The organism is Silvimonas sp. (assembly GCF_031291215.1).
GTDB lineage: Bacteria > Pseudomonadota > Gammaproteobacteria > Burkholderiales > Chitinibacteraceae > Silvimonas > Silvimonas soli.
The window spans coordinates 26,777-51,458 of the sequence record NZ_JARLJK010000107.1 but is presented as its reverse complement, the minus strand read 5'-3'; the positions used below and the strand labels follow the sequence as shown (position 1 = coordinate 51,458).

27 protein-coding genes and 1 tRNA gene are annotated in these 24,682 nt (G+C 56.6%); 20 read left to right on the top strand and 8 right to left on the bottom strand.

Annotation, left to right across the window (positions count from 1 at the left end; all coding sequences use genetic code 11):
- Nucleotides 1–67: 67 nt before the first annotated feature.
- The 5 genes from P4L78_RS11190 to P4L78_RS11170 all read right to left on the bottom strand — a co-directional run bounded on the left by P4L78_RS11190 (nucleotide 68) and on the right by P4L78_RS11170 (nucleotide 3,491).
- Complete coding sequence (locus P4L78_RS11190) at nucleotides 68–217, bottom strand: hypothetical protein (RefSeq protein WP_309328170.1); 150 nt, start codon at nucleotides 215–217, stop codon at nucleotides 68–70.
- Nucleotides 189–971 carry a protein phosphatase CheZ gene (gene cheZ, locus P4L78_RS11185; RefSeq protein WP_309328169.1) on the bottom strand — a complete coding sequence of 261 codons (783 nt, stop codon included), beginning with the start codon at nucleotides 969–971 and terminating at the stop codon, nucleotides 189–191. Before cheZ ends, P4L78_RS11190 begins: the two co-directional genes overlap by 29 nt.
- A gap of 47 nt (nucleotides 972–1,018) precedes the next feature.
- Nucleotides 1,019–1,408: a chemotaxis response regulator CheY gene (gene cheY / locus P4L78_RS11180; protein WP_283150326.1), complete on the bottom strand. Its 390-nt coding sequence runs from the start codon at nucleotides 1,406–1,408 to the stop codon at nucleotides 1,019–1,021.
- A 149-nt stretch (nucleotides 1,409–1,557) separates the two neighbouring features.
- Nucleotides 1,558–2,502 (bottom strand): chemotaxis protein, encoded by a 945-nt coding sequence (locus tag P4L78_RS11175; RefSeq protein WP_283151402.1) that lies wholly within the window; start codon nucleotides 2,500–2,502, stop codon nucleotides 1,558–1,560.
- A 29-nt stretch (nucleotides 2,503–2,531) separates the two neighbouring features.
- Nucleotides 2,532–3,491 (bottom strand): chemotaxis protein, encoded by a 960-nt coding sequence (locus P4L78_RS11170; RefSeq protein WP_283150325.1) that lies wholly within the window; start codon nucleotides 3,489–3,491, stop codon nucleotides 2,532–2,534.
- 216 nt (nucleotides 3,492–3,707) lie between these two features.
- Between P4L78_RS11170 and P4L78_RS11165 the strand changes: the two genes are divergently transcribed.
- From P4L78_RS11165 to P4L78_RS11095, 15 genes are all read left to right on the top strand, one after another.
- Nucleotides 3,708–4,883, top strand: coding sequence for an ATP-binding protein (locus P4L78_RS11165; protein WP_309328168.1), 1,176 nt, complete (start codon nucleotides 3,708–3,710; stop codon nucleotides 4,881–4,883).
- An 88-nt stretch (nucleotides 4,884–4,971) separates the two neighbouring features.
- Nucleotides 4,972–5,277 (top strand): STAS domain-containing protein, encoded by a 306-nt coding sequence (locus P4L78_RS11160; protein WP_283150323.1) that lies wholly within the window; start codon nucleotides 4,972–4,974, stop codon nucleotides 5,275–5,277.
- A gap of 18 nt (nucleotides 5,278–5,295) precedes the next feature.
- Nucleotides 5,296–7,011, top strand: coding sequence for a fused response regulator/phosphatase (locus tag P4L78_RS11155; RefSeq protein ID WP_309328167.1), 1,716 nt, complete (start codon nucleotides 5,296–5,298; stop codon nucleotides 7,009–7,011).
- 147 nt (nucleotides 7,012–7,158) lie between these two features.
- Entirely contained in the window at nucleotides 7,159–7,839 is a 681-nt protein-coding gene (locus tag P4L78_RS11150) for a chemotaxis protein CheB (protein WP_283150321.1), read from the top strand.
- Between the two features lie 53 nt (nucleotides 7,840–7,892).
- Complete coding sequence (locus tag P4L78_RS11145) at nucleotides 7,893–9,245, top strand: sigma-54 dependent transcriptional regulator (protein WP_283150320.1); 1,353 nt, start codon at nucleotides 7,893–7,895, stop codon at nucleotides 9,243–9,245.
- A 176-nt stretch (nucleotides 9,246–9,421) separates the two neighbouring features.
- A complete protein-coding gene (gene fliE, locus P4L78_RS11140) occupies nucleotides 9,422–9,748 on the top strand; it encodes a flagellar hook-basal body complex protein FliE (RefSeq protein WP_283150319.1) in 327 nt (108 codons plus the stop codon).
- Between the two features lie 141 nt (nucleotides 9,749–9,889).
- Nucleotides 9,890–11,506, top strand: a complete 1,617-nt coding sequence (fliF, locus tag P4L78_RS11135; protein ID WP_309328166.1) for a flagellar basal-body MS-ring/collar protein FliF — start codon at nucleotides 9,890–9,892, stop codon at nucleotides 11,504–11,506.
- Nucleotides 11,507–11,643: 137 nt separating this feature from the next.
- Nucleotides 11,644–12,651, top strand: coding sequence for a flagellar motor switch protein FliG (fliG, locus tag P4L78_RS11130; RefSeq protein WP_283150317.1), 1,008 nt, complete (start codon nucleotides 11,644–11,646; stop codon nucleotides 12,649–12,651).
- A gap of 26 nt (nucleotides 12,652–12,677) precedes the next feature.
- The gene (locus tag P4L78_RS11125) at nucleotides 12,678–13,532 is read left to right on the top strand and encodes a flagellar assembly protein FliH (protein WP_309328164.1); all 855 of its coding nucleotides are present in this window, start codon (nucleotides 12,678–12,680) and stop codon (nucleotides 13,530–13,532) included.
- Nucleotides 13,516–14,925 (top strand): flagellar protein export ATPase FliI, encoded by a 1,410-nt coding sequence (gene fliI / locus P4L78_RS11120; protein ID WP_309328163.1) that lies wholly within the window; start codon nucleotides 13,516–13,518, stop codon nucleotides 14,923–14,925. Before P4L78_RS11125 ends, fliI begins: the two co-directional genes overlap by 17 nt.
- 86 nt (nucleotides 14,926–15,011) lie before the next feature.
- Complete coding sequence (gene fliJ / locus P4L78_RS11115) at nucleotides 15,012–15,452, top strand: flagellar export protein FliJ (protein WP_309328161.1); 441 nt, start codon at nucleotides 15,012–15,014, stop codon at nucleotides 15,450–15,452.
- A gap of 54 nt (nucleotides 15,453–15,506) precedes the next feature.
- Complete coding sequence (locus P4L78_RS11110) at nucleotides 15,507–15,902, top strand: DUF4440 domain-containing protein (protein WP_309328160.1); 396 nt, start codon at nucleotides 15,507–15,509, stop codon at nucleotides 15,900–15,902.
- A 59-nt stretch (nucleotides 15,903–15,961) separates the two neighbouring features.
- The gene (locus P4L78_RS11105) at nucleotides 15,962–16,411 is read left to right on the top strand and encodes a GNAT family N-acetyltransferase (protein WP_309328158.1); all 450 of its coding nucleotides are present in this window, start codon (nucleotides 15,962–15,964) and stop codon (nucleotides 16,409–16,411) included.
- A 187-nt stretch (nucleotides 16,412–16,598) separates the two neighbouring features.
- Nucleotides 16,599–17,816, top strand: coding sequence for an HD-GYP domain-containing protein (locus P4L78_RS11100; RefSeq protein WP_283150311.1), 1,218 nt, complete (start codon nucleotides 16,599–16,601; stop codon nucleotides 17,814–17,816).
- A 149-nt stretch (nucleotides 17,817–17,965) separates the two neighbouring features.
- A complete protein-coding gene (locus P4L78_RS11095) occupies nucleotides 17,966–19,588 on the top strand; it encodes a methyl-accepting chemotaxis protein (protein ID WP_283150310.1) in 1,623 nt (540 codons plus the stop codon).
- A gap of 9 nt (nucleotides 19,589–19,597) precedes the next feature.
- Here P4L78_RS11095 and P4L78_RS11090 read toward each other — a convergent pair whose 3' ends face one another.
- Together P4L78_RS11090 and P4L78_RS11085 are read right to left on the bottom strand one after the other, a co-directional pair.
- Nucleotides 19,598–20,305 carry an SDR family oxidoreductase gene (locus tag P4L78_RS11090; protein ID WP_283150309.1) on the bottom strand — a complete coding sequence of 236 codons (708 nt, stop codon included), beginning with the start codon at nucleotides 20,303–20,305 and terminating at the stop codon, nucleotides 19,598–19,600.
- Nucleotides 20,306–20,478: 173 nt separating this feature from the next.
- Complete coding sequence (locus P4L78_RS11085) at nucleotides 20,479–21,327, bottom strand: TetR/AcrR family transcriptional regulator (RefSeq protein ID WP_309328156.1); 849 nt, start codon at nucleotides 21,325–21,327, stop codon at nucleotides 20,479–20,481.
- 32 nt (nucleotides 21,328–21,359) lie between these two features.
- Between P4L78_RS11085 and P4L78_RS11080 the strand changes: the two genes are divergently transcribed.
- The 3 genes from P4L78_RS11080 (at nucleotide 21,360) to P4L78_RS11070 (ending at nucleotide 22,817) form a co-directional block, all read left to right on the top strand.
- A complete protein-coding gene (locus P4L78_RS11080; RefSeq protein ID WP_309328155.1) occupies nucleotides 21,360–21,980 on the top strand; it encodes a peptidylprolyl isomerase in 621 nt (206 codons plus the stop codon).
- 80 nt (nucleotides 21,981–22,060) lie between these two features.
- Nucleotides 22,061–22,393: a helix-hairpin-helix domain-containing protein gene (locus P4L78_RS11075; RefSeq protein WP_309328154.1), complete on the top strand. Its 333-nt coding sequence runs from the start codon at nucleotides 22,061–22,063 to the stop codon at nucleotides 22,391–22,393.
- Between the two features lie 13 nt (nucleotides 22,394–22,406).
- Entirely contained in the window at nucleotides 22,407–22,817 is a 411-nt protein-coding gene (locus tag P4L78_RS11070; protein WP_309328153.1) for an SRPBCC family protein, read from the top strand.
- A gap of 134 nt (nucleotides 22,818–22,951) precedes the next feature.
- On the opposite strand, the gene P4L78_RS11065 is transcribed toward P4L78_RS11070, so the two are convergent.
- Nucleotides 22,952–23,058, bottom strand: a tRNA-OTHER gene (locus tag P4L78_RS11065).
- A gap of 656 nt (nucleotides 23,059–23,714) precedes the next feature.
- Between P4L78_RS11065 and P4L78_RS11060 the strand changes: the two genes are divergently transcribed.
- Both P4L78_RS11060 and P4L78_RS11055 read left to right on the top strand, forming a co-directional pair.
- Complete coding sequence (locus P4L78_RS11060) at nucleotides 23,715–24,041, top strand: hypothetical protein (protein WP_309328152.1); 327 nt, start codon at nucleotides 23,715–23,717, stop codon at nucleotides 24,039–24,041.
- 81 nt (nucleotides 24,042–24,122) lie between these two features.
- Complete coding sequence (locus P4L78_RS11055; RefSeq protein WP_309328151.1) at nucleotides 24,123–24,380, top strand: hypothetical protein; 258 nt, start codon at nucleotides 24,123–24,125, stop codon at nucleotides 24,378–24,380.
- Nucleotides 24,381–24,682 lie beyond the last annotated feature (302 nt).

Genomic DNA, 24,682 nt, shown 5'->3' with positions numbered 1-24,682 from the left:
CATTGCGGCTTGCGCCGCACACAAAATGCACCACCCGTAATTACCTTAGCCTGGTATCGGCTTTGGGTCAGGCGATCTTGCCATCGTTACCGATCACATGAGGGCGTTGGCCAGCGGTTTGGGCGAAACCAGTGCCATCATGCAATCTTTCCATTTCAATTTTCAGTTTGACTGACTGATCCGGCTCGTTAGAAGCCCAGACTTTCCAGCAGATCATCAACCTGTTCCTGGTTGGTGACCACATCCGTGCGACCTTCGCCGCCAATAACCGGACCAGCCAGCAGGCCATCTTCGCGGGCAACGCTGCTGCCTTGCTGTGGCGAAAAGGTAACCAGGAATTCCAGCAACTGGCTTTCCATTTCCTTGACCATGACCAGCACTTTCTTGATGACCTGACCGGTCAAATCCTGGAAGTCCTGCGCCATCATGATTTCCAGCATCTGGCTGCTGATTTTTTCCGAGTTCACGCCGGTCTGGCCCAGATGGGCACGGGTGGAATGAACCAGTTGCTTGAATTCTTCAACCGACAATTCATGGGCAAACAGCTGGTTCCAGCGGGCATTGAGCTGGCGCGCACTGTTGGAAATTTCATCCTGCAGCGGCTTGGCATCGTCGAGTGCGTTCAGCGTGCGCTCGGCGGCTTGTTCGGTCATGGTAGCGATGTAGGACAAGCGATCACGCGCATCCGGGATCTGATGCGCGGCTTTTTCCAGCGACTTGTCCAGGCCCAGTTCACGCAGGGTGTTATGCAGATGGCGAGTCAACTGGCCAATCTGGGTAAACATGGTGCGTGCCGGTTCTGCCATATCCGAAGGCAGGTTGGCGGCTACATCGCCAGCTGGCGCGCTGACGGCTGCGGCGGGTGCATCTGCATCCGCGGCGGTTTCTGCTGCACGATTGGCATTAACGATGCTGTCGAACAGTGCTTCCAGATCGGCCGAGTCTGAACTATTGAGGGCTTGATCGCTCACGGCGAGCCTCCTTTTTCCGGTGCATAAGTGCCGGTGGATTGGGTTGATCAGTTAGGCATGGTGACGAAAATTTTCTTGAGCTTTTCGTCTAGTGTGGCTGCCGTGAAGGGTTTGACAATGTACCCGGAGGCACCCGCCGAAGCGGCGGCAATGATGTTTTCCTTCTTGGCTTCCGCAGTCACCATGAGCACCGGCAGGTGCTTCAACTGCGCATTGGCACGAACTTGTTGCAACAGTTCCAGCCCGGTCATATTGGGCATGTTCCAGTCGGTTACGACAAAGTCGTAAGTCGAGTTTTGCAGTTTATGCAAGGCGATCTGCCCGTCTTCGGCTTCTTCCACATTGGAAAAACCCAATTCTTTGAGCAGGTTGCGCACAATCCGGCGCATGGTAGAAAAATCATCCACCACCAGAAAGCGCATATTGTTATCCGGCATGCTGTTTACTCCATCGGGGTTGGCGACGCGCTTTTTTCCAGCGCCAATCCAGTTTTTTCAATAAAACTCGCGGTAGACCAAACGTTCTTGTCCGGGCAAGCCAAGTGTCTGGTTTGCCGGCATTATTGCTGTGTTACCTGATATTGCGATCAGCTTTTGTCGACGATATACGGCAGCACCGTGTCCGCCAGCACCACCGGGTCAAACTTGGCCACGTAGGCATCTACGCCCACGCTTGCACCCATGGCACGGTTGGCATGAGAAGACAACGAAGAATGCATGACCACTGGAATGCCTTCAAAGCGGCGGTCCGATTTGATATGGCGGGTCAGTACATAACCATCCATTTCCGGCATTTCGGCGTCGACCAGAATCATCTTCAGCTTGACGCGCAACGGCTCGTTATCGTGCCCGGCGCGCTGTGCCAGATTCTGCAGTTTGTCCCACGCTTCCTTGCCGTTATTGGCCTGGTGATATTTGATGCCCAGCTTGTCGAGTACGCCGACGATTTCTTTGCGGGCGACGACGGAGTCATCGGCAAAGAATGTATAAGCGTCAGGGCTGACCGCAGCGGTAGGCAGATCCGGAATCTCCGGTTCGCCCAGCACGCCAGACAAAATCTGTTCCACGTCCAGAATCGACACCAGCTTGCCGTCCGGTAGTTCGGTCAGCGCGGTAATCAAGGCCTGATTGCCAGCCAGCATGGATTCAGGCGCACGCACTTTGTCCCAATCCACGCGAATGATGCGATCGACCTCATGCACCAGGAAGGCCTGCGTGTGCTTGGAGAACTCGGTCACAATCATCGTGGCATTGGCGGTATCCGCCGCGCCTTGGGTGGTGGCGACAAAACGCGACAGCGAGATCACCGGAATGATATTGCCGCGCAGCGAAATGACGCCTTCAACACCTGGCGGCATGTTCGGGGTGCGGGTGATCTTGGGTGTTTGCGAAACTTCACGGACCTTGAAGACGTTGATCCCGAAAACTTCGCGCGTGCCGAGCGAGAACAAGAGGATTTCCATCTTGTTAGAGCCCGCCAGGCGAGTGCGGGCATCTACGCTATCAAGCATGTTGGCCTGTGCTTCGATCATGTTCACTTGTGTTGTTCCTGTACCCGGTTTCAGGCCACTTGCGCGTCAAGCAAGTAGTTGGCAATCGCTTGCGATAGCTTGTGGGGTTCAAACTTGGACACGTAGCCGTCTACGCCGACCGACTGGCCGAGTTTCTGGTTGGAGGTGCCAGACAACGACGAGTGCATCAAAACGGGAATACCGGCAAAACGGGCGTCGGTCTTGACCATGCGGGTGAGCATGTAGCCATCCATTTCCGGCATTTCCACATCGGTCAGGATCAACTGCAGATAATCGCGCACCGGTTTGCCCTGGATTTCCGCCGAACGGGCAATGCGCTGGAGTTCTTCCCAGGCGCGTCGGCCATTCAGCGCCGACTGGTGCCGCAAGCCCATGGCGTCCAGAGTCATTTCAATCTGGCGACGGGCCACCGCTGAATCATCGGCAAAGAACACGCGTTTTTGTGCGAACGTGTTATCGCGAATGACGGTTTCAGCATCAATGGATTGGTCGGTCTGCAGCGCTTCGGCCAGCACCTTTTCCACATCCAGCATCATGACCAGTTTGCCGCTTTCCAGTTCGGTTACGGCGGTGACGAGGCCACTCATCTGATGAGTCAGCATGTCTGGCGGCACGCGCATGGTGCTCCAGTCCAGTCGCAAGATGGTATCGACGGCTTCCACCAGGAAACCCTGGGTATGGCCGTTGTACTCGGATACGATCATGATTTCGGGGCGATTGGCGGTAACAATGCCGGCATACTTGGCCAGATCGATCACCGGCACCAATACGCCGCGCAAGCTGACCATGCCTTCTACGTTGGGCGGGGTTTCCGGCGCATGCGTGATTTCAGGCGTGCGCATGACTTCGCGGACCTTGAAAACGTTGATGCCGAAATGTTCGCGACGACCGGATCGCTGGTCTTCGCCGAGCGTAAACAGCAGAATTTCCAGCTTGTTTGTCCCGGCCAGCTTGGTGCGCGCGTCGATGCTTTTGAATAAGTCAGACACAGTGGACTCCAGGATAAAACAATCCTGCCAATAAATGTAAGTTATGTCGCATTGTGGTGTAAATCAATGCAGCATGCTGTGATAATAAGAGTGTAGCTGTTCTCCGTTATCGGTAAATGACTAAAAACCTTTAGGTTGCGAAAACGCATAACTAAAGTAGCCAATGCTTATGGCATTTATAATGGAAACGCCTGTATTCAACAAGGAGTGGCAGCAATGCCGGATGAAAGTGCCAGCATGAATCCACGCGATCTGGAAGAGGCTTTCTCATTATTTACTGCAGCGTCAAGGCAGTTGAGTGACGCTTATGCCGATTTGCAGCAGCAGGTTGAGTTTCTTACAACGCAACTTGAAATCGCCAACGGAAACCTGCGACGCGAACTGGAAGAGAAAGCTGCGTTATCTCGTAGATTAGCTCATCTTTTGGCTTGTCTACCCGCCGGTGTGGTTGAACTGGAAGCCGACGGCACCATCTTTGCATTAAATCCGGCCGCAACTGAATTGCTGGCCCCATTAACAGTGGGGGAAAACTGGCATCGCTTTTTAAGCGACAAGCTGCAATCCACGCCAGTGACCGATATCTGGGTTTATCCACGGGCACAAGGCGCATTGCGCTTGAGCATGGTGGAAAGTGATATGCCCGAGGAAGACCGGCGGATTTTGCTGGTGCACGATCTGACCGCGAGCTGGGCGCTGGAACAGGCATTAACACAACACAAACGGCTGGCTTCCATGGGTGAAATGGCGGCGGGTCTGGCTCACCAGCTGCGCACGCCGCTGGCCACCGCACTGTTGTATGCCGGCCATCTGTCGCGGGCGGAACTGGCCGAGGCAGATCGAATCAAATTTGGTGAAAAAACCACGGCACGATTACGACATCTTGAAACACTGATTCAGAACATGCTGCGTTTTGTGCGTGGCCAGGATATGTCGCTGGAACCGGTAGGACTGGTGGCAACCGTCACTGAAGCGGCTCAGACCTTGCAGCCGCAGATGGACATTCGGCACCTGCGGCTTTCGCTAAAACTGCCAGAGGATGAAATCCTGATTCTGGCAAATCGCAAGGAATTGCTTGGCGTAATTCTCAATCTCCTCGACAATGCAATGCTCGCATCTGTTGATGACAGTGAGATTGGTTTGTCGCTGGAACGCGTAGGCGACAACGCATTCTTGCGGGTTAGCGATGCTGGTTGTGGCATGTCAGCGCAAGTCCAGGCACGATTGTTCGAGCCGTTCTTTACTACCCGCAAAGAGGGTACCGGTTTGGGTCTGGCTATCGTGCGTAACCTGATCACTCACTGGCATGGCGATGTGGAAGTACGCTCGGCGTCCGGTGAGGGAAGTGTGTTTACGCTGCGGTTGCCAGCTCGCCGCGACCCAACTAATGTTTAAGTACGATGTTTGATAAAAAATAGCCTAAGCTGCTTACAGTTTTTATATCATCGCGCTGTTGTGTAACTTGCAAAAGGTTGAATATCTCATGACACCCACTGTTCAAATCGAAGGGGATGCAGGTCGAGTCATCCTCTCGGGACAGTTTGATTTCAGTGCCCATCGCGAATTTCGCCAGGTCTGTGAATCCTTGATTGCCAATACGGAAATCAAGGAAGTACTGGTGGATTTCCAGAATGTGAATTATCTGGATAGCTCTGCGTTGGGTATGTTGTTGTTATTGAAAGAAAAAATCGGCGCTGCCAGTAAAACAATGGCGCTGGTTAATTGCCGCGACACCGTGAAACAGGTTCTGGAGATCGCGTGTTTTGGCAAAATTTTCACAATCCGCTAAGCCTGCGGTCAGTCTGATATGAAAATCCTCGTTGTCGATGACACCGAGGCGGTTCTTTTGCTGATTTCCCGTTTTATCGAAGCGCTTGGGCACAAAGTGGTGCAAGCCCGGGATGGCAAAGAGGCGCTCGAACTATGGCGCCAGCATCAACCTGATCTGGTGCTGATGGACATGATGATGCCGGTCATGTCCGGCCCCGAAGCTGCCGTGGCCATCAAGGCCGAGGCGGGTGAATCGTGGGTTCCCATCGTCTTTGTCACCGGGGTGGGTGAAGAAAACCGGCTGGCCGACGCCATCGAGCGCGGCGCTGACGATTACATCAGCAAACCTGTCAATTTCCGCGTACTGGAAGCCAAACTCAAGGCTTTCCATCGCACGCTGGAACTCAATCGCAAAGTTCGCGAACAATCTGCCCGTCTGGCCAGCTATTACGACGCCGCCGAAGAAGAAAAGCGGGTTGTACGCCATCTGATGGATCAGATGGTCAATGCCGAACGCCTGTACGACCCCTTGCTCGATTACTGGTTGTCTCCGGCGGAAAGCCTTTCCGGCGATTTGATCGCCGCTGCGCGCACACCGGGGCAAGTACTCTATGTGTTGCTGGCCGACGGCATTGGTCATGGCCTGACGGCCGCGCTCAACGTGCTGCCACTGACTCAGCCGTTTTACAGCATGGCCGAGAAGGGCTATTCGCTGTCCGATATCCTGGTTGAAATGAACAACAAGGTGCGCCAGGTTTTGCCGGTGGGCCGCTTTGTTGCGACCGTGCTGATCGCCATTGATGAAGTGACCGGCTGCATCGAAGTCTGGAACGGCGGCATGCCCACGGTGCATATGCTGGACCGCGCGGGCAAGGTGGTGCACCAGTGGAAGTCCTCGCATTTGCCGTTGGGGATTGTGCCGACGCAAGACATGGAAACAACCACGTCGCGTTTTTTCTACAGTGCGCCGGGGACGGTACTGGCGTGTTCCGACGGCCTGACCGAAGCGCGGGCACCGGATGGCGAAGCCTTCAGCGAGCAGCGCTTGCTGCAATTGCTGCTGCAACATCCGGAAGGGGACCGTCTGGTGGCGTTGCAAGCCGCGTTGAATGCACACCTTAATGGCAGCCCGCATCATGACGATATCTCCATGGTGATGATGCGTTTTGGCGAGCGCATGCGCGAAGACCTGCCCCCGGCTGCGCTACAGACCGCTGAAACCCAGGCCACCATGGCGCTGGTCGGTAGCGGCGAGAGCATGTGGCATTACAGCCTCACCCTCGGCGCTGAAGAACTGCGGTACATCAACACGGTGCCTTTCATGATGTCTTTCGTGAACGAGATCAAAGCATTGCGACAGTTCCAGTCCGAAGTGTTTTTGATTCTGAGCGAGTTGTTTGTGAATGCGCTGGATCACGGTCTGCTCAATATGGACTCGCGCCTCAAGCGTGGTGAGCAGGGGATGGATCGTTACTTGCTGGAACGCGGATCGCGGCTGGCGGCACTCACGCAAGGTCATATCGGGATTGACCTGAATGGCTTGCGGATCAACGGCCGCGATGTGTTGCGTATCCGCATCAAGGATTCCGGCCCCGGTTTTGACTGGCCGCGCTTCAATTTGCCGAATGATGATCCGGCGCGCCTGCATGGTCGCGGCCTCATGCTGGTGCGCTCAATGTGCGCGTCTATCCAGTTTACTGGCAGCGGCAACGAAGTCATCGTGCATTACCTGCCAGGATTGACAGCAGGCTAGCGCCGGAGCGCGCATCTTCTGGCCAGATGTCATTTAATTGCAGGGCCAGCCCTTCTTTCATTAATTCGATAATGATATAAAGCGGCTCGCGTAAAGCGGCCCGTGCATCTTTGGTCGCAATCACCCATCACCTTTCAGGAGCTTGGCATGCCGCGGTCAGATCAGGGAGAAAAGCCAGCTTTGGTCAATGTCCCCAGTCATTCCGCCGACATTGTGCTGCCCCGCAAGGTACGTCTGCCGATTTCCTCGGCGCGAGTCATTGTGATCGGTGCTTCCACTGGCGGGACTGAGGCGCTCAAGGTGGTACTGGAAGGGCTGCCGCTGGACACGCCGCCCATATTGATTGCCCAGCATATGCCCGAAAGTTTTACCCAGTCGTTCTCGCAACGGCTGGACTCGATCTGCCGCATCCATGTCAAGCAGGCCGAAGATGGTGAGCGCCTGCAAATGGGCCATGCTTATATCGCGCCAGGACATTCGCACTTATTGTTGTCTGCCAGTGGCCCGGCCTGGACTTGTACCTTGTCGCAAGCGCCACCGGTAAACCGGCACCGTCCTTCGGTGGATGTGTTGTTTCGGTCTGCGGCCAATCTGGGTGGGGCCAATATAGTCGGGGTGATCCTCACCGGCATGGGGCGTGATGGAGCGTTGGGGATGAAAGAAATGCGGGATGCCGGCGCCAGCACCTTGGCGCAGGATGAAGCCAGTTGTGTGGTCTTTGGCATGCCCAAAGAAGCCATCATGGCGGGTGGCGTGCAAGAAGTTTTGCCGCTCAAGGATATTGCCGCGCGGATGCTGGCCCTGAGCCGCATGCCAGTGCGTAATTAATGAATTGAAGCAGCGCCTGGCCCGCAACAGCCAGGCAGCGTTTTGGGGAAACAATGGCATTGCCGGTTTTGATCGTCGAAGATGACGACGCGTTGCGAGAAGCGCTGGTGGATACGCTGGCGCTGGGCGGGCACGCCGTCATTACGGCGGCGGATGGCCAGGAGGCATTGAGTCTGCTGGAACGGCATCGTGTTGGGCTGGTGTTGTCTGACGTGCAGATGCAGCCCATGGATGGCGAGACGCTGTTGCTGGAGATCAAGCGCCGTTATGCCTGGGTACCGGTCATCCTGATGACCGCCTATGGTGTGGTCGAAAAAGCGGTCGCTGCCTTGCATGCGGGTGCGGCGCACTATCTGCCCAAACCATTTGAACCCGATGCCTTGTTACAGGAAGTGGCCCGCTATTTGTTGCCCGACGGCAGTGACGAGCATGTAATCGCCGAAGACCCGGCCATGCGCGCCTTGCTGGATGTGGCGCGACGGGTTGCGCAATCCGACGCTTCGGTATTGATTACCGGTGAATCGGGGACGGGTAAAGAAGTGCTAGCCCGGTTCATTCATCGTTCCAGCCCACGCGCCGCCAAGCCGTTTGTGGCAATCAACTGCGCGGCGATTCCCGAGCAGTTACTTGAATCCACGTTGTTCGGTCACGAGCGCGGTGCATTTACCGGGGCAGCTTTGCAGCACATTGGCAAATTTGAACAAGCCGATGGCGGCACCTTGCTGCTGGATGAAATCACCGAAATGCCGCTGTCACTGCAAGCCAAGCTGCTGCGGGTGCTGCAGGAGCGCGAGGTGGAGCGGGTAGGTGGCAGCAAGCCGCTCAAGGTTGATCTACGGGTGCTGGCAACCTCTAACCGTGATTTGCCCGAGGCAGTGGCCAATGGACATTTTCGCGAGGATCTCTACTACCGTCTGAATGTGTTCCCGCTGGAGTTGCCCGCATTGCGTGAGCGTCCGGATGATGTAGTGCCATTGGCCCGAGCCATGTTATCGCGGCACGCAGCGCGCATGAACCGGCGCGCACCCGCATTGACGCCCGACGCGGTGACTCGCCTGACCCATCACAGTTGGGACGGCAATATCCGTGAACTGGACAACGTCATGCAGCGGGCGCTGATTCTGGCGCCGGGCGATGTGGTGGAACTTGCCCATCTATATCTGCCGCAACGCCCCGGGATGGTGGCGGGCGGGACGGTTCCGATTGCCGAAAAAACGGTGACGCCAAGCGCGCCACCAGTTGTGCATACCGACTTGAAAGCGCTGGAAAAACAACACATTCTGGACGCATTGAAAGCGGTTGGTGGCGTACGCAAACTGGCGGCGGAACGGCTGGGAATGAGCGAACGCACGCTGCGCTATAAATTGCAGCAATATCGTGAGGAAGAAGGCGGGCTGCAGGAGTGATTCGGCACGCCGTCGGGCTACGATAAACGGTTCAGGATGTTGTCATGAATGTGCGGTCTGCATGATTCGCTTGCCGCACTGGTGTAGCGCCCCCTACAATCTGGGGATACTGCGTCTTTTTATGTCTTGTTGACATCCACATTTGATTCATTCGCGGGAAACGGACTTTTTCAAGCATGAATAGCGTGCAAGGCATCGATCAACTTCTGGGCGAACTTAAAGCCATGTCCTCGCTGGCAGCGGGGCAGCCTGCTGCGCCGGCCGCAACGGGCACTGGTGCGTCCGATTTTGCCGGCATGCTCAAATCCTCGATTGATCAAGTCAGCCAGGTACAAAACAGCGCTGAAGCACAACAAACCGCTTTTCAGTCTGGAGACCCGCAAACTGACCTGCAAGACGTGATGGTTTCGCTGCAAAAGGCGAGCCTGTCGTTTCAAACCATGGTGCAGGTGCGCAATAAACTGGTCAGCGCGTACCAGGAAATCATGAATCTCCAGGTCTGATGAGATCTGGCGACATAACCGGGCACTGACAAGTTTGTTATGGCGGAAGCGGACGTAGCAGTTGAGGGCGGGCGTGCACAGGGTAGTGCCCTGGACAATGCACGCAGGCGCTTTGTCGATCTCCCTGGTTCACGCAAGGCCATGTTTATGGTCGGACTGGCTGCGCTTATTGCGGTGCTGGTGGGCGTAGCGTTGTGGAGCCGTGAACCCGATTACCGCATCCTCTATACCAATATCCCCGATAAAGACGGCGGCGAAATTCTGCAGTCGCTGCAACAACTCAATATCCCGTACAAGCTTGAACAAAGCGGCACGATTTCGGTTCCGGCCAATCGTGTTTACGACGTGCGCCTGCAATTGGCGGCAAAGGGCCTGCCCAAATCCGGAGAAGTTGGTTTTGAATTGATGGACAACCAGAAATTCGGGGTGTCGCAATTCGCCGAACAGGTCAATTACCAGCGCGCGGTTGAAGGCGAGCTGGCTCGTTCCATTGAAACCATCCAGTCGGTTGATAAAGCGCGGGTGCATCTGGCCATGCCGCGCCAGACGGTATTTCTGCGCGATCAACAAAAACCCACTGCATCAGTCATGCTGACGCTGCGCCCGGGCCGTACGCTCGATAGCGGGCAAGTGGCGGGCGTAGTGCATCTGGTGTCGTCCAGCGTGCCTGAACTCACCGTTGCCAACGTCAGCGTGGTGGATCAGGACGGCAATCTGCTGTCGCAAAACAGTTCGGCCAACCATGCCAATCTGGATGCGCGCCAGTTGGTGTATGTGCAGCAGATCGAAAAAGGCTATGTCGATCGGGTACAGGCCATTCTGGAGCCGCTGGTCGGCAAGGAAAACGTGCACGCCGAAGTGACCGCGCAAGTGGACTTTGCCGAGGTCGAACAGACCTCCGAAACCTTCAAGCCCAACACCGCGTCGGATACTGCATCTATCCGCAGCCAGCAGACCAGTAGTCAGGAAGGTAAAAACGATACCGGTGGCGCTGCTGGCGTGCCTGGTGCGTTGTCCAACCAGCCTCCAGGCGCTGCAGCGGCCCCGATCACCGTAGCTACCGCGTCTGGTGCTGCGGCTGCCTCGCCAAGCGGTTCGACCAGCTCGCACAAGGAGTCGACTACCAATTACGAAGTCGACAAAACCGTGCAGCACGTGAAGCAACCCATTGGCACGGTCAAGCGCTTGTCGGCGGCGGTGGTCATCAATTACAAGCCCGTGCAGGATAAAGACGGCAAATCCAGCTGGGCGCCGTACTCGCCGCAGGAAATGGCGCAGATCAACAATCTGGTGCAAGAGTCCATTGGTTACAACAAAGATCGGGGCGACTCCATCAATGTGGTCAACGCGACCTTTGCCGGCGCGCCGTTGCCAGAAGCTGAGCAGTCGATGCAGGAACAGGCCGTTTCGTTTATCAAGGCCAATCTGGCAAACCTGATCAAGCTGGGTCTGATTGCACTGGTGGTGCTCTATCTGCTGATCTTTGTGGTGCGTCCGTTGATGCGCGATTTGTCCAAAGCGCGCGAGGAACCCAAGTCGATCGAACTTGATCTGGGCGATTCGACCGGTCTGACCGAAGAAGCCGCCAGCGCCCGTGACGAAGAAGAGCAAGATGCCATGGCACGACTGGCCGCGCAGGCCGATGTGCTCAGTCAGGCGCGTGAACTGGCCAAGAATGATCCACGCATGGTTGCGACCATTCTGCGTGAATGGATGTCCAAAGAAGAAGAGTCGGCCAATCCGAACAAGATCGGCTAGGCGTTTCTCGCTGGCAATGGCTTGAGGTCGAACGGCAATGCGTAATTCTGTTTGCTGCTAATTACCTCGGCAGATTCTGGTTTTCTGTTTTTTCTCATTGATTGTGTTTGTACTACCTCACCTCGGGAGCACTCGTTATGGCCGCCACATTGAATGAAGAAGGCGTACGTAAAGCGGCCATCTTGTTGATGACGCTGGGCGAAGATGCTGCGGTTGAGGTGTTTCGCTACCTGGGTCCGAAAGAAGTCCAGAAGCTGGGCTTCACCATGGCCGGCATGGATAACGTCAAGCGCGAAGAGGTTGAAGGCGTGCTGGGCGACTTTATGTCGTCATCGCAAAATCGCGCCAATCTGGGCGCGGCCGACGAATATATCCGCTCGGTGCTGACCAAGGCGCTGGGCTCGGACAAGGCCGCCAATCTGCTGGATCGTATCTTGCAGGGCAACGACAACAACGGCATTGAGTCCCTCAAATGGATGGATTCTGCCGCTGTGGCCGAGCTCATTAAAAACGAGCACCCGCAGATTATCGCCACGATTCTGGTTCACCTCGAACCCGATCAGGCTTCTGAAATTCTCTCGCATTTTGTTGAACGTAACCGCAATGACGTGCTGCTGCGCATTGCCACGCTGGAAGGCGTGCAGCCCGCCGCGCTCAAAGAACTGAACGATGTGCTAACCCAGTTGCTATCCGGGTCGGACAAGATCAAAAAAAGCGCGATGGGTGGCGTGCAGATGGCGGCAGACATCCTCAACTTTATGGGCGGCGTGGTCGAGGCTTCGGCCATTACCAGCGTGCGCGAATACGACCCAGAACTGGCTCAGCGCATCCAGGACAAGATGTTCACCTTCGACAATGTGCTGGACATCGACGACCGCGGCATTCAGTTACTGTTGCGTGAAATCCAGTCCGATTCGCTGGTCATTGCCCTCAAAGGCACCAGCCCGCAATTGCGCGACAAAATCTTCAAGAACATGTCGCAGCGCGCTGCCGAAATGCTGCGTGATGACCTGGAGGCCAAAGGGCCGGTCAAGTTGTCGGAAGTCGAATCCGAACAGAAAGAAATTCTCAAAATTGTACGCCGCTTGGCTGACGAAGGGCAGATCGTGCTCTCCGGCAAGGGCGAAGAAGGCGTCGTTGAATAAGCGGCGCAAAACTTATGGCTAATTCAATGCGTCGCGTCATCCCCCGCGAAGAACTCACCGCGTGGGAGCGTTGGGAACTCGGCACGATCGACGATCCGTCCCCGGTGCGCGTGCGTCCCGGCCAAGCGCCGATCCCGGCTGCGGCTGCTCCAGTGCCTGAGGCCGCGTCCGCAACGGTCGCCAGTCCTGCCGAGACTGCCGCGCCAGTCACCGCTGAGCCAGAAGCCGCGCACGCGCCTGCGCCCGGCGTGCCACTGCCCACCGCAGAAGAACTCGAAGCAATCCACCAGCAGGCCCAGCAAGAAGGCTTTGATACCGGCCATGCAATTGGCCTGGAAGCCGGGCGGGCCGAGGCGGCGGATGAAGTCGCACGGCTCAAGGCGTTGCTGGAGCAACTGGAAAATTTCTCTTCCAATGCGCAGGCTGAGCTAGCCGAATCGGTACTCGATCTGGCACTGGTGGTGGCGCGTGAAGTGGCCCGGGTCGAAATCGCCGCAGATCGGCAGCGCGTATTGCCGGTGATTCGCGAACTGATCGACTCCATGCCAGCGGCGCGGGCGCCAGCACGCATCCTTGCGCATCCCGACGACATTGCGGCAATCAACTCCATGATGGGGGTCGAATTGCCTTCCGAAATCTGGCGAGTGGTCGCTGATCCCAATCAAACCCCCGGCGGCTGCCGGATTGAAACGCCTATTTCGCGGGCTGATCTCTCGCTGACTGCTCGCTGGGCAGCGCAACTGCGGGTGCTGAAACGCGATGCTCGCCCGGATCTGGCCTGGCACGCCGAGGTGCCAGCGGCCGAAGAGGCGCTGTCGCCCGCAGCGCTGGATGCACTTTCGCTTGATCTGGACGTACCGGCCGATGACGAACCCGTTTGAGGCTTGCAAGCTCTATCTCCAAGAGTGTGCCGTTGCCAGCAAACATATCCGGCCCTGGTTGCCGCGCGGCAAGCTGGTGCGTGTCTCTGGTCTGGTGCTGGAAGCCACGGGGCTGCGTTTGCCGATTGGTGCCTCTTGCGAGGTGATGACTCCAGGCAATCTGGCAGTGGAAGCCGTCGTGGTCGGCTTTCAGGAAGACCGGTTGTTTCTGATGCCGGTGGCCGAGTTGTATGGCGTAGAGCCGGGCGCAGAAGTCGTACCGCACGAAGATATCGCGGCGTGGGTGCCGGAGTATGGCAAGCCGCGCCCGCCGCAACGGCGTATCGAAGATCATGGTCGTCAGGTGCCGGTCGGCTGGGGTTTGCTCGGGCGCATTATTGATGCGCTGGGGCGGCCGCTGGATGGCAAAGGCCGATTGGAGAGTGACGACTGGATGCCATTGTTCTCGCGCCCGTTCAATCCGATGTATCGCGAGCCGGTGCGTGAGGTTATGGACGTCGGTGTGCGCGCCATCAACGCGTTGCTCACCGTCGGGCGCGGGCAACGGCTGGGGCTGTTTGCCGGTTCCGGTGTCGGTAAATCCGTTTTGCTGGGGATGATGGCCCGCTATACCACCGCCGACGTAGTGGTTGTGGGACTGATCGGCGAGCGTGGTCGCGAGGTCAAGGATTTCATCGAGAACATCCTGGGCGAATCCGGCTTGCAACGCTCGGTCGTGGTTGCCGCGCCAGCAGACACGCCGCCCTTGTTGCGACTATACGGTGCCGCATATGCGACCAGCATTGCCGAGTATTTCCGCAACGAAGGCAAGAATGTCTTGCTGATCATGGATTCGCTGACGCGTTATGCCATGGCGCAGCGTGAAATCGCCCTGGCCGTCGGTGAGCCGCCGGCGACCAAGGGTTATCCGGCCTCCGTGTTTGCGCGTTTGCCACAACTGGTTGAACGGGCCGGTAACGGGCGTGAGGGCGGCGGATCCATCACCGCGTTTTATACCGTGCTGTCGGAAGGCGATGACCAGCAAGACCCGATTGCCGATAACGCCCGCGCCATTCTGGATGGCCACTTTGTGTTGTCGCGCAGCCTGGCGGAAACCGGTCACTATCCGGCCATTGATATCGAAGCCTCAATCAGCCGGGTCATGACCGATATTGTGTCGCCGCAAGAATTTGAACTGGTGCGCCGCTTCAAACATTTGTGGTCACGCTACCAGCGCAGCCGAGACTTGTTGAGTGTGGGCGCCTACGTGCAAGGCAGCGATCCAACGCTGGATGATGCCATTCGTCGCTTTCCGTCGTTTGAGCATTTCTTGCAGCAAGCCATTGAAGAACGCGAGGGTTACGCGGGTTCGCGGGCCAAACTGGGTGAATTGTTTGGCGTGTTTCCTGGCTGATATCCGCTAGTATTCCATTAGCATTCCCAACTGCATGAATGCGCCGAGTCCGTCCGACCTGCACGCCTGATAACAAGGTTTTAGAAGTGGCACAGTTCCGGTTTGCCCTATTGTTGACGCTCAGTCGCGACCAGCGCGAGGATGCCGCGCGCATCATGCAAAGCGCAGCGGCCAAGGCCGAGATGGCGCGGCAAAAGCTGGTGCAGGTAAATGGCTATCGCGATGAATACCGAGCCCGGCTGACGCAGAGCGGGCAGGGCGGCATGACCGTGACCCAGTGGCGCGACTATCAGGTTTTCCTGGCGCGACTGGATGAAGCGGCTACCCAGCAGCAGGGCGAGGTCGAGCGCCTGCAGCGTGACTATGATCGCCACAAAGCGGCCTGGCAGGAATGCGAGAAAAAGGTCAAAGCCTTCGAAAAGCTGGAAGACCGGCACAATGTGGACGAGATCAAACGCGAATCGCGGCAGGAACAAAAGCTGGTCGATGAGTTCAACAGTCGCCCCAAAACCAACAAAGGTTTCTAGCCGGCCACTCTGTTGGCTATGCTGGTTCTCACAGACCACTTCCTGACCTGCACCATGCCTCAATCCGACCTGCTCGAAGCGCTTAAAGCCCTGGAAATGGCCTTGCACCAGCCCGACGTGCGCCACGATTCGTCGCAGGTCGCTGCCTTGCTGCACGACAACTTCATGGAGTTTGGTCGCTCCGGTGCGATTTACCATAAGCCCGACATCCTGACCGTATTGGCCGAAGAAGCGCCGGTCCGGCTTTATTCGCAAGATTACGCGCTCAAATTACTGGCAGATGGTCTGGCCTTGCTGACATATCGTTCGGCGCAGTGGGCTGCAGCAGGTGAGCAACTGGAGCGCCACAGTCTGCGCAGTTCAATCTGGCGCCGTACTGCCGGGCAATGGCAGATGGTGTTTCATCAAGGCACGCCAACCGAGCCGTTTGCCCCAACAACCGGCGCGTGAGTCAGTGTCATAAAGTGTGTAGATCATTCGCGCCGCCAACGACCTGCCTTCGCCATCTCATGATCGAACCACTCATCACTGCAGATCTCGATGACGCTTTGCGCGTCAGCCATGCCGCAATCCTCGGCACGCAAACGCTTACCGCCGAAGAATGGGCCGAACTTGCTGAGCATATCGCGCAGAATTTCGCGCTCGGGCTGGCTGACCCTGATGCTCATTTGGCGCTGAAGTCGGTACGGCAGGGAAAGCTGGCGGGCGTGATTCTGGTCAAGCAATTCTGGAATCTGGCCGTGCTGTATGTTGATCCGCAATGGCATGGGCAGGGTGTGGGCAGCGAGTTGTTGCTGCACGCTCTGGCTCCGTGTGCCGACCAATCGCCACGTGGCCACATCCGTACCAACTCTTCCAGTACTGCCGTCGGTTTTTATACCCGACATGGTTTTACCGATTTCGCGGTCGAGTTTGCACCACCTTATGGCTGCGTGCCGCTGATTTATCACTTCGACTAAGCACTCAATTGGGCGACGTGGCGCGTTCGCGTTTTTGCAACCGGGATGAACAACACGACGTACGTACTGGCCGGTTTCCATGCAGTGCTGGTAAATTGAAAGCTGATCTGCCAAATTTGGCTTTAATTGACATAGTTGGTAAGCATGCTGGTGCTTATTTAATCCCCGTGCTGCTCAGGGCCAAGCAATGATTCACAAAATAGCCATAGAGCAACTTACAACGGGCATGTTTATTCATGATTTGAACCTGGCATGGTTTGATCACCCGTTTGTACGCAACCAGTTCATGCTGGATGACCCCAAGGATCTGCAACGGATTCGCGACACCGGGGTGAAAGAGCTTTATATCGATTCCAGTCGTGGTGCCGATGTGGCGCAGGCGCCTACGCTGGAAGAGGTGCAGGCTGAAACCGAAGCGACACTGCTGCAAGCTTTGGCGGAGCCCACCAAGCCCGCTCCCGTCGCGGTTAAAGACGAAATCCGTCGTGCCAACAATATCCACAAGCAAGCCAGCAGAGCCGTTCGCAAGGTCATGCAGGACGTGCGGCTGGGCCGCATGGTCGAGATTGCGCAAGTCGAAGATGTGGTTGAGGCCATTACCGGTTCGATCGAACGCAACCCCAGTGCCATGCTCGGATTGCTGTGCATTCGGGACAAGAACGAATACACCTTTCTGCACAGTGTGGCGGTGGGCACGCTGATGATCGCGTTTGCCAAAAGCATGGGGCTGGATGCAGAAACCGTGCGTAAAGCGGGCATGGCTGGCCTGTTGCATGACGTGGGCAAAATGCGGATTCCCGATCATATTCTGGACAAGCCCGGCCGCCTGACCGACGAAGAGTTCACCATCATCAAAGGCCATCCGCAGCAAGGATGGGAAGTACTGCGGCAGCTGGAAGGGATTGACCCGGAAGCGCTGGACGTAACGCTGCATCATCATGAGCGCATGGATGGCTCTGGTTATCCGCATCACCGCAAAGGTGACGAGATCAGCCTGTTGACGCGCATGGCTTCCATTGTGGATGTCTACGACGCGGTGACCTCCGACCGCTGTTATCACAAAGGTCTGCCAGCTTCACAGGTGCTGCGCAAGCTGTGGGAGTGGAGCCCGAGTCATTTTGATCCGGAACTGGTACAGCTGTTTATCCGGACGGTAGGGATTTATCCAGTGGGTTCACTGGTGAAGCTGGAGTCCCAGCGCCTGGCGGTGGTGATTGAAGCCAACAACGCAACGCCGCTGCAGCCGCGTCTCAAAGTGGTGTACTCGCTCAAGCACAATCGTCCCGTGCCATCGCAGGAAATCAATATGGCTATTCCGGTGCAGCGCGGCAAAGACCGGATTGTCGGGGTGGAAGCGGCAGAGCACTACGGCATTGATATCTCGCGTTTTCTGGTTACCCATTGAACTGACCGCAATCAATTAACGTTTGTTTGGGGGAGGCCCGCCAATCGCGGTAGTGTTGAAAGAAAACCCGCTCCACGAATCAGCTTGTAAGCATAATTCGTACTGTTCGCTTATGATCAAAGGGCACTCTGCCCAAAAGGACTGCTGCCATGTTTTTGCGTACCGTACGAGGCAAGATTCTGGTGTGCTATCTCGTTGCCGCCAGTCTGGTGGCAGCGGCCGCGTTTGTCGGTATCGCTGGCATGCAATCGAGCGTGCGGCGCTATGAAACCGAGGTCAAACAACTGCAAGATGCCCAGGTGCAGGTACTGAGCATGCAGGTGGTTTTCAAAATTCAGGTGCAGGAATGGAAAGACACGCTGCTACGCGGTCATGATGCCGCAAAGCTGGAACAGCACTGGGGCGCTTTTCAAAAGCAGGAAGCTGCGGTGCAGGAGTCTGCTGACCACTTGCAGCAAACTTTGCCGCCTGGCGAAAGTGCCGATCTGGTTCGCCAGTTTCGTGATGCCCACAAAGAACTGGGCCAAGGCTACCGTCGCGGGCTAGAGGCTTTTCGCAGTGCCGGATTTGTGCCCGCCGCTGGCGATGCCGCAGTTGCGGGTATCGACCGCCCGCCGACCACGTTGTTGACCAAAGCCGTCGCCAGCATTGGTGACGAGTCGACCCGCATCCAGGCGCAAGCGCATGCACTGGCGGAGCGCCAGTTTCTGCTGAGCATGATCGGCATGGTGGTGGCAGTTGTTGCGGGCTTAAGCGGTTTTTACTGGCTGACCACGCGTACGGTGACCGGCCCCTTGTCTGAGGTGGCGTCCAAGGTTCAGAACATTACCGACAACAGCGACTTCACTTCGCGGATTGCGGTCACTTCAAATGATGAGATTGGCGCTTTGGGTGGCGCGCTGAATACCTGTCTGGCGCACGTCCAGACCGCGTTACAACGCATGCATGCGGTTTCCGGCGAGTTGTCTGCCAGCGCTGGTGCGCTGGATGGCGCGTCGCGACAACTGGCGCAAAGCACTGAGCTGCAGAACCAGAATACCGGCAGCATCGCGGCGGCCGTCGAGCAAATCGCCGTGAGCTTGTCGCATACCTCTACCGAGGCCCATGAGGCACACGCGTTGTCGCAAGATGCTGGCGACAAGAGCGGCCAAAGTGCCCACGAGTTCGAACGCACCGAAAACAGCATCACCACGATTGCCACGTTGGTCGAAGAGGCCGCACGCGATGTGGATCAGCTGGGTAAGGATTCAAGCGAAATCTCTGGTGTGCTGGATGTGATCAAAGCCTTGGCATCGCAAACCAACTTGCTGGCGCTGAATGCCGCCATCGAGGCTGCGCGGGCCGGTGAGCAAGGGCGTGGTTTTGCCGTCGTGGCGGATGAAGTACGCAAGCTGGCCGAGCATACGTCGCAATCAACCAACCAGATTCAATCCACCATCCAGCATATTCAGGACAGCGTGGGTCGTGTGGTGACCCAGATGGAACTGGTGGTGAACCGGGTAGACGATTGCCGCAGTCAGGCTAGTGCGGCGGGCGGCGTGGTGCGCAAGCTGCATGAGGCCAGCGACCGCATTGTGGCGGCGATGGGCGAGGTGGCGTTGGCCGTGCGTGAGCAAAGCCTGGCCAACGAGTCTATCTCCCGCAATGTGGAGTTGCTGGCGCAGAGCAGCGAACACAACGGTGCCGCGACGCGCACCGCTGCGGATCAGGCCACCAACGTCAGTGGCCTGGCCAGACAGATGAAAGAGATCGTCGCCGGTTTTCGCATTTAGCGGCTGAAGTCAGGGGCGTTCGTAGCCCAGATACACACCGGGCACTGCGGACAGCCCTTGTTTGACTTGCTCGGTGAATTCATCGCCCAATACTTCGTCGGCACCGGCTTCCAGCGCATCCAGCGCGCGGGTGACGATGGCTTCGGGCGAGCTTTTGGGCGCATCAAGCCCTCGCGTCAGATCGGTATCGACAAAGCCCATATGCAAACCCAGCACTTGCGTGTTTTGCTCACGCAATTGGTGACGCAGCCCATTGGTCAGACTCCACGCCGCCGATTTGCTGGCGCTGTAACCGGTCATCATGGGCGAACTGATCCACGACACCACCGACAGCACATTGAGGATTGCGCCGCCGCCATTGGCACCGAGCGTGCCGGCAAAGGCCTGACTCAAACGCAGTGGCCCAAAGTAATTGGTTTCCATCTGCGCGCGAGCCTGCTCCAGGCTGTTTTCCTCCAGAAAACCTCCCATTAAAGCGATCCCGGCGTTGTTGATCAGCACCGTTACGTCGCCCAAGGTTCGGGCCGCCGTCGCGACGTCATCGGCATTGGTGACGTCCAGCTTTACCGCCTGCACGCCGGGTAGCGTAATGCTGGCCGGGTCGCGCGCGGCGGCATAGACCTTGCGCGCACCGCGAGCCAATGCCTCGCGCGCAAAGGCCAGACCAAGGCCGCGATTGGCGCCGGTAACCAGAACAACAGCGTTTTTGAGTTCCATGTGATTCTCCAGAAGTAACTGCGTTAATGACGCCATAACGGCGTTGAATTCATAAAATATGACGATCATCATATTTGTGGTTAAAAACAAACGCCGACTTAGGCGTTGCTGCAAAAAACCGGTCATACAATTGCGGGCTACCCGCGGGTGTTACTGATGCGACTAATACAGCGTCAGGCAGTCGCAGCGACTGGCTCAGGTTGGTCATATTGCTGAATCAAGGCTCGTCGACTGGTTTCCAGAATCGCTTTGCCCTGGTTTTTGTCGCTCATGGCCCTAGCCAGTTGCAGCGACCCAACCAGCGTGCTGACGATGACCACTGCGTTCTCGGGTGCCACCATTGCCGGCAAAACACGCTGCACCAGCGTAATCAGGCTTTGTATACGGGCGCAGGATGCTTCCCGTACCTCGGGCGACTGCCGCGACATTTCCGAACTCAGTGCGGCAACGACACAGCCACATTCCTGGCCAGTCAGATGGTCCTCAGACAAATATCCTTCAATTAACGCCCGCAACGGGCTCACGCCGTGCGCTTTGCCGTCGGCAAACATCTGCGCAAAAAGAGCGGCGCCTTCCTGGGTCACATATTCGAGCGCCTCGACCAGCAGGGCATTGCGGGAAGGGAAGTGCGCATAAAAGCCGCCATGGGTGAGCCCGGCTTCTTGCATGATGTCGGCCACGCCCACACCGTCATAACCCGCACGACGAATCGCCCGCGCCGTAACCGCAACGATGCGCTCGTGGCTTATCTCTTTACGGCTCGGTTTGTGATCCATGATGGGCTTGGGTTCGTAATTAAATATGATGATCGTCATATTTATCGAAAAACCAAAATGGGTCAACCCGTATCCTGATGAACGGAACACGCCGCACCGCCGATGCAGTCTGCGGTGGGCTCGCGCATATCCATGAATCGGCCGGTGTTTTCCAAGCGTTGGGGATTGTTGCGCCAAAAGTCTAAGGCGACGCACCGCTTTTCGCTCACCAGCAATAACGGGCAGAATGGCGCGGCGCTGGGTCATTAGAACGCAGCCGTCTACTGGATGAGAAAACGATGAAACTTCTTTGCCTGGCCGCCTTGTTGAGCGCTTGTCTCGGGTTTTCCGCTTACGCCCAGCCCGATCAAAAAACCGCCGTACCGGTGCAATGCAAAACCACCAAAGGGGATATGACCATTGTGGTCCAACCCGCCTGGTCGCCCTTGGGTGCTGCGCGTTTTCTGCAAATGGTGGATGCGGGTTTCTTTAAAGACGTGCCGCTGTTTCGCTGCGTCAATAACTTCATCTGCCAGTTCGGTGCAGTCCCGCCCCGTGGTGACGCCAAGGCCTGGAGCACGATTGCGGACGACCCCAAGCAGCCCGCCTTGCGTAACTTCAAGCGGGGATACCTGAGTTTTGCTGGCAATGGAGCCAATTCGCGTGCCACCCACATGTTTATTACCCTGGGTGACAAAATTGATGCCTTGGGCATCATGCCGTGGGAAACCCCGTTTGCCTACATTGAGCCGACATCGCTGCAGAAGACCGTCGCACAACTCAACACCAGCTACGGCGACATGCCGCCTTGGGGTGCAGGCCCCGATCCGCAAAAAATCACCGCCCCCGATGGTGCCGCCTATCTCGCGCACAACTTCCCGCAGCTTGATTACATCACCTCTTGCAGCTACAAACACTAGCTTGGGCGCCAAGCCAATGCTGTTTGACCAAGATCGGATGCCGGGCACTTGCCGGCAGCCAAAGGGCAGGGGAGCAGGTCATGAATCCGCAAAAGGTTGATCGAGATCGCGTGGTCGCGTTGACAGACCTGCCCAATATCGGCCCGGCCAGCGCCAAAGACCTGCGGCTTTTGGGCATAGAGCAACCGGCACAGTTGGCCGGGCGGTGTCCTTATGCCATGTATGCGGCGCTCTGCGACCAGACCGGGGTGCAGCACGATCCGTGCGTGATTGATGTCTTTATCTCGGTAACCCGTTTCATGGCTGGCGAGGCAGCGCAACCGTGGTGGGCCTACACCGAGGAACGCAAGCACACGCTTGAGCAACGACCAAACCAGCCAACACTCAACGACCTGTCTGCCATCAACCTTTAGCAGGAGCACCGCCATGTGGAGCCACGCCGAAAGCATCGTCACCACCGCAACCCCGGCGCAGATATGGGCGTTGTTTTCTGACGTACCGGGCTGGAAAAACTGGAACGCGGGAATCGCCCATATTGAAATCCACGGCCCATTTGTGGCGGGAACCACGTTTACCATGCAGCCGCCGGGCGAAGATGCATTCACCAGTACTTTGCTGACGGTAGCGCCAAACGAAGGCTTCACCGACGAAACCGTGATCGATGACACCCGGGTAGTGGTCAATCACCAGATCAAGCTATTGGGTGAGGGCAAAACCCAAGTTACCTACAGCACCGAAATCACCGGCCCCAACGCCGCAGAGTTTGGCCCGATGGTGACGGGAGATTTCCCGCAGGTGCTGGCGGCGCTGAAGCGCTTGGCGGAGCTTCGGTCATGATTGAGTTGGTTGTTGCTGCGGCATCCGCACAATGCGGGGCGAGGTTACGGAAGTAGTCGCCCCTTTGGCGCGCCGAAACGCAGAAAGCCTGAAAACAATAAAGCCCTGAATAATCAGGGCTTTATTGTTGAATCTGGCGGAGGCTGTGAGATTCGAACTCACGGAGGACTCGCATCCTCGGCAGTTTTCAAGTCTGTGTAGATGTAGAGCGTTTTCAAATGTTTACCGCAATTTTGTCTCCGCTAGAGGGGTCTTGGGTATGCTAAAAAATCATTTAAAAACAGAAGACGTTAACGCCGTTGCGGAGACATTTTGCGGAAATCAATATAGGCAGTTCGTCGGCCGAAGTGGACGTTCTCAGCATCTCGATGAAATGTCTGTTACCAGTTACAGATCAGCCGTTCCTCTGGGGTTGAGGAAGCGAGAGCGGCAGGGTGATTCGGGATTTCCTGTGGGATGGTTGGCAAAGACCTAATAAAGGCTTAGACGGTACGATTACACGAATGGTTTAATGTACCGATATATGGGGGCATGTACATTAACTGTTAGGGGGCAGAAGTGTTTGCTTGGATCGAACAGGGGTGTGAGCAAAGTCGACAAGGTGTTTTGTCCGGCATGTGTTCGCCCGAGGCAGCCAAACGCCAAGGCGTAGAATCGATGCCTCCTACTTGCGTCGCAACTTCAATCGACGCGCAAGCGGCTCTACATCACTGTGATGTGTGTGGGTCTTGGTGGGAGTTCAACGCACGTGAAGCCCACACGATTTCCGAGAATGAAGCCCGCTCAATGTTTGCGGCATATTTCGCCAATGCATCTTAGCTATTTGCTCCCTACCACTTCACTCCACCGGGATCGGCTAACGCCGGCCCGTTGCCTCAAACTTTAGGGTGCACGGCCATGACCTGTGATAAGTGCATAAGTTTGATTTCCGGAACGCGAATCAAGATACCTAAAGATTTAGAACGAGCGATCACTAAAGCTGATGATGCAGTAAAACGAGGGGTGCTCAAGTACGAAGGAGCAGGCGTATTTGGTGATCCGTTTGTTAGGCTTTCGAGGGGCGGAGACTGGAGTGATTTTGTTAGCAATTACTTTTCGTGCCAAACGTGCGGGCAGTTGTTTCACCTGCACGCTGAAACCTATCACGGTAGTGGTGGAGCCTTTGAGAAAGTTGATCTAATCACAGAGCCACTGCAGGGTGATTCCTATGTACCCTTAACTTGATGTCCATAAAACAGGCAGCAGCCCAGACGTTGGAGACCTGATCGCTGATTGACTCAAACATTTGGTTGCAAGAGAGCCCTTATGACTTTCAGAGTTGAACGTGACGAGTCGCCACGCGAGTCGTTCGGCCATTACAAGTACCGTATCTTTCGCGACAATGTGTTAGTTGCCAACTACTGGCATGACTATCGCGGAGATGAGCACGGCATCGATTTTGTAAATGGACCCAGCGAAATCTGGCCGGTAGGTCGCATGATCGAATTTCTTGAGGGTGGCGGTCCTCATCCAACCATACTCTCCAAGCGAGCCGAGGCTTACCTTAAAGCCAAGACCGTCTAAATGGCATAGCGCGGTCAAGGGCATGGCATTAGGCACATAGCGTGGCTGGTATCCGACCGTTAGCTGTCCTCGCCCGGTTCAACGGTGACCGTTCGCTCAGGCCGGAATTCGGCCGAAGCGGAAGTTGGCACCCACTACCGTCAATGGCAGCTGCCGACCCGAAGCGGTCACTCCTCTCGCTGGCCTCTGGCCGGCACCATCTCAAAATGTCCATCGTCTGGACAAAGTCGACGCAACGGTTTTCAGCGAAGGAAAGGTATTCATCTGAAGCATTGAACCTCGCCGTCACACTCGTGACGGCG

Coding starts and splice junctions, on each gene's coding strand:
- P4L78_RS11160 (WP_283150323.1), top strand. CDS start 4,972: ATGACACCCACTGTTCAAATCGAAGGGGATGCAGGTCGAGTCATCCTC.
- P4L78_RS11145 (WP_283150320.1), top strand. CDS start 7,893: ATGGCATTGCCGGTTTTGATCGTCGAAGATGACGACGCGTTGCGAGAA.
- fliE (WP_283150319.1), top strand. CDS start 9,422: ATGAATAGCGTGCAAGGCATCGATCAACTTCTGGGCGAACTTAAAGCC.
- P4L78_RS11175 (WP_283151402.1), bottom strand. CDS start 2,502: ATGATCGAAGCACAGGCCAACATGCTTGATAGCGTAGATGCCCGCACT.
- P4L78_RS11090 (WP_283150309.1), bottom strand. CDS start 20,305: ATGGAACTCAAAAACGCTGTTGTTCTGGTTACCGGCGCCAATCGCGGC.
- P4L78_RS11060 (WP_309328152.1), top strand. CDS start 23,715: ATGACCTGTGATAAGTGCATAAGTTTGATTTCCGGAACGCGAATCAAG.
- P4L78_RS11110 (WP_309328160.1), top strand. CDS start 15,507: ATGCCTCAATCCGACCTGCTCGAAGCGCTTAAAGCCCTGGAAATGGCC.
- P4L78_RS11125 (WP_309328164.1), top strand. CDS start 12,678: ATGCGTCGCGTCATCCCCCGCGAAGAACTCACCGCGTGGGAGCGTTGG.
- P4L78_RS11080 (WP_309328155.1), top strand. CDS start 21,360: ATGAAACTTCTTTGCCTGGCCGCCTTGTTGAGCGCTTGTCTCGGGTTT.
- P4L78_RS11155 (WP_309328167.1), top strand. CDS start 5,296: ATGAAAATCCTCGTTGTCGATGACACCGAGGCGGTTCTTTTGCTGATT.
- fliG (WP_283150317.1), top strand. CDS start 11,644: ATGGCCGCCACATTGAATGAAGAAGGCGTACGTAAAGCGGCCATCTTG.
- P4L78_RS11105 (WP_309328158.1), top strand. CDS start 15,962: ATGATCGAACCACTCATCACTGCAGATCTCGATGACGCTTTGCGCGTC.
- cheY (WP_283150326.1), bottom strand. CDS start 1,408: ATGCCGGATAACAATATGCGCTTTCTGGTGGTGGATGATTTTTCTACC.
- fliI (WP_309328163.1), top strand. CDS start 13,516: ATGACGAACCCGTTTGAGGCTTGCAAGCTCTATCTCCAAGAGTGTGCC.
- P4L78_RS11055 (WP_309328151.1), top strand. CDS start 24,123: ATGACTTTCAGAGTTGAACGTGACGAGTCGCCACGCGAGTCGTTCGGC.
- fliF (WP_309328166.1), top strand. CDS start 9,890: ATGTTTATGGTCGGACTGGCTGCGCTTATTGCGGTGCTGGTGGGCGTA.
- P4L78_RS11095 (WP_283150310.1), top strand. CDS start 17,966: ATGTTTTTGCGTACCGTACGAGGCAAGATTCTGGTGTGCTATCTCGTT.
- P4L78_RS11150 (WP_283150321.1), top strand. CDS start 7,159: ATGCCGCGGTCAGATCAGGGAGAAAAGCCAGCTTTGGTCAATGTCCCC.
- P4L78_RS11075 (WP_309328154.1), top strand. CDS start 22,061: ATGAATCCGCAAAAGGTTGATCGAGATCGCGTGGTCGCGTTGACAGAC.
- P4L78_RS11070 (WP_309328153.1), top strand. CDS start 22,407: ATGTGGAGCCACGCCGAAAGCATCGTCACCACCGCAACCCCGGCGCAG.
- P4L78_RS11085 (WP_309328156.1), bottom strand. CDS start 21,327: ATGACCCAGCGCCGCGCCATTCTGCCCGTTATTGCTGGTGAGCGAAAA.
- P4L78_RS11190 (WP_309328170.1), bottom strand. CDS start 217: ATGATCTGCTGGAAAGTCTGGGCTTCTAACGAGCCGGATCAGTCAGTC.
- P4L78_RS11165 (WP_309328168.1), top strand. CDS start 3,708: ATGCCGGATGAAAGTGCCAGCATGAATCCACGCGATCTGGAAGAGGCT.
- P4L78_RS11100 (WP_283150311.1), top strand. CDS start 16,599: ATGATTCACAAAATAGCCATAGAGCAACTTACAACGGGCATGTTTATT.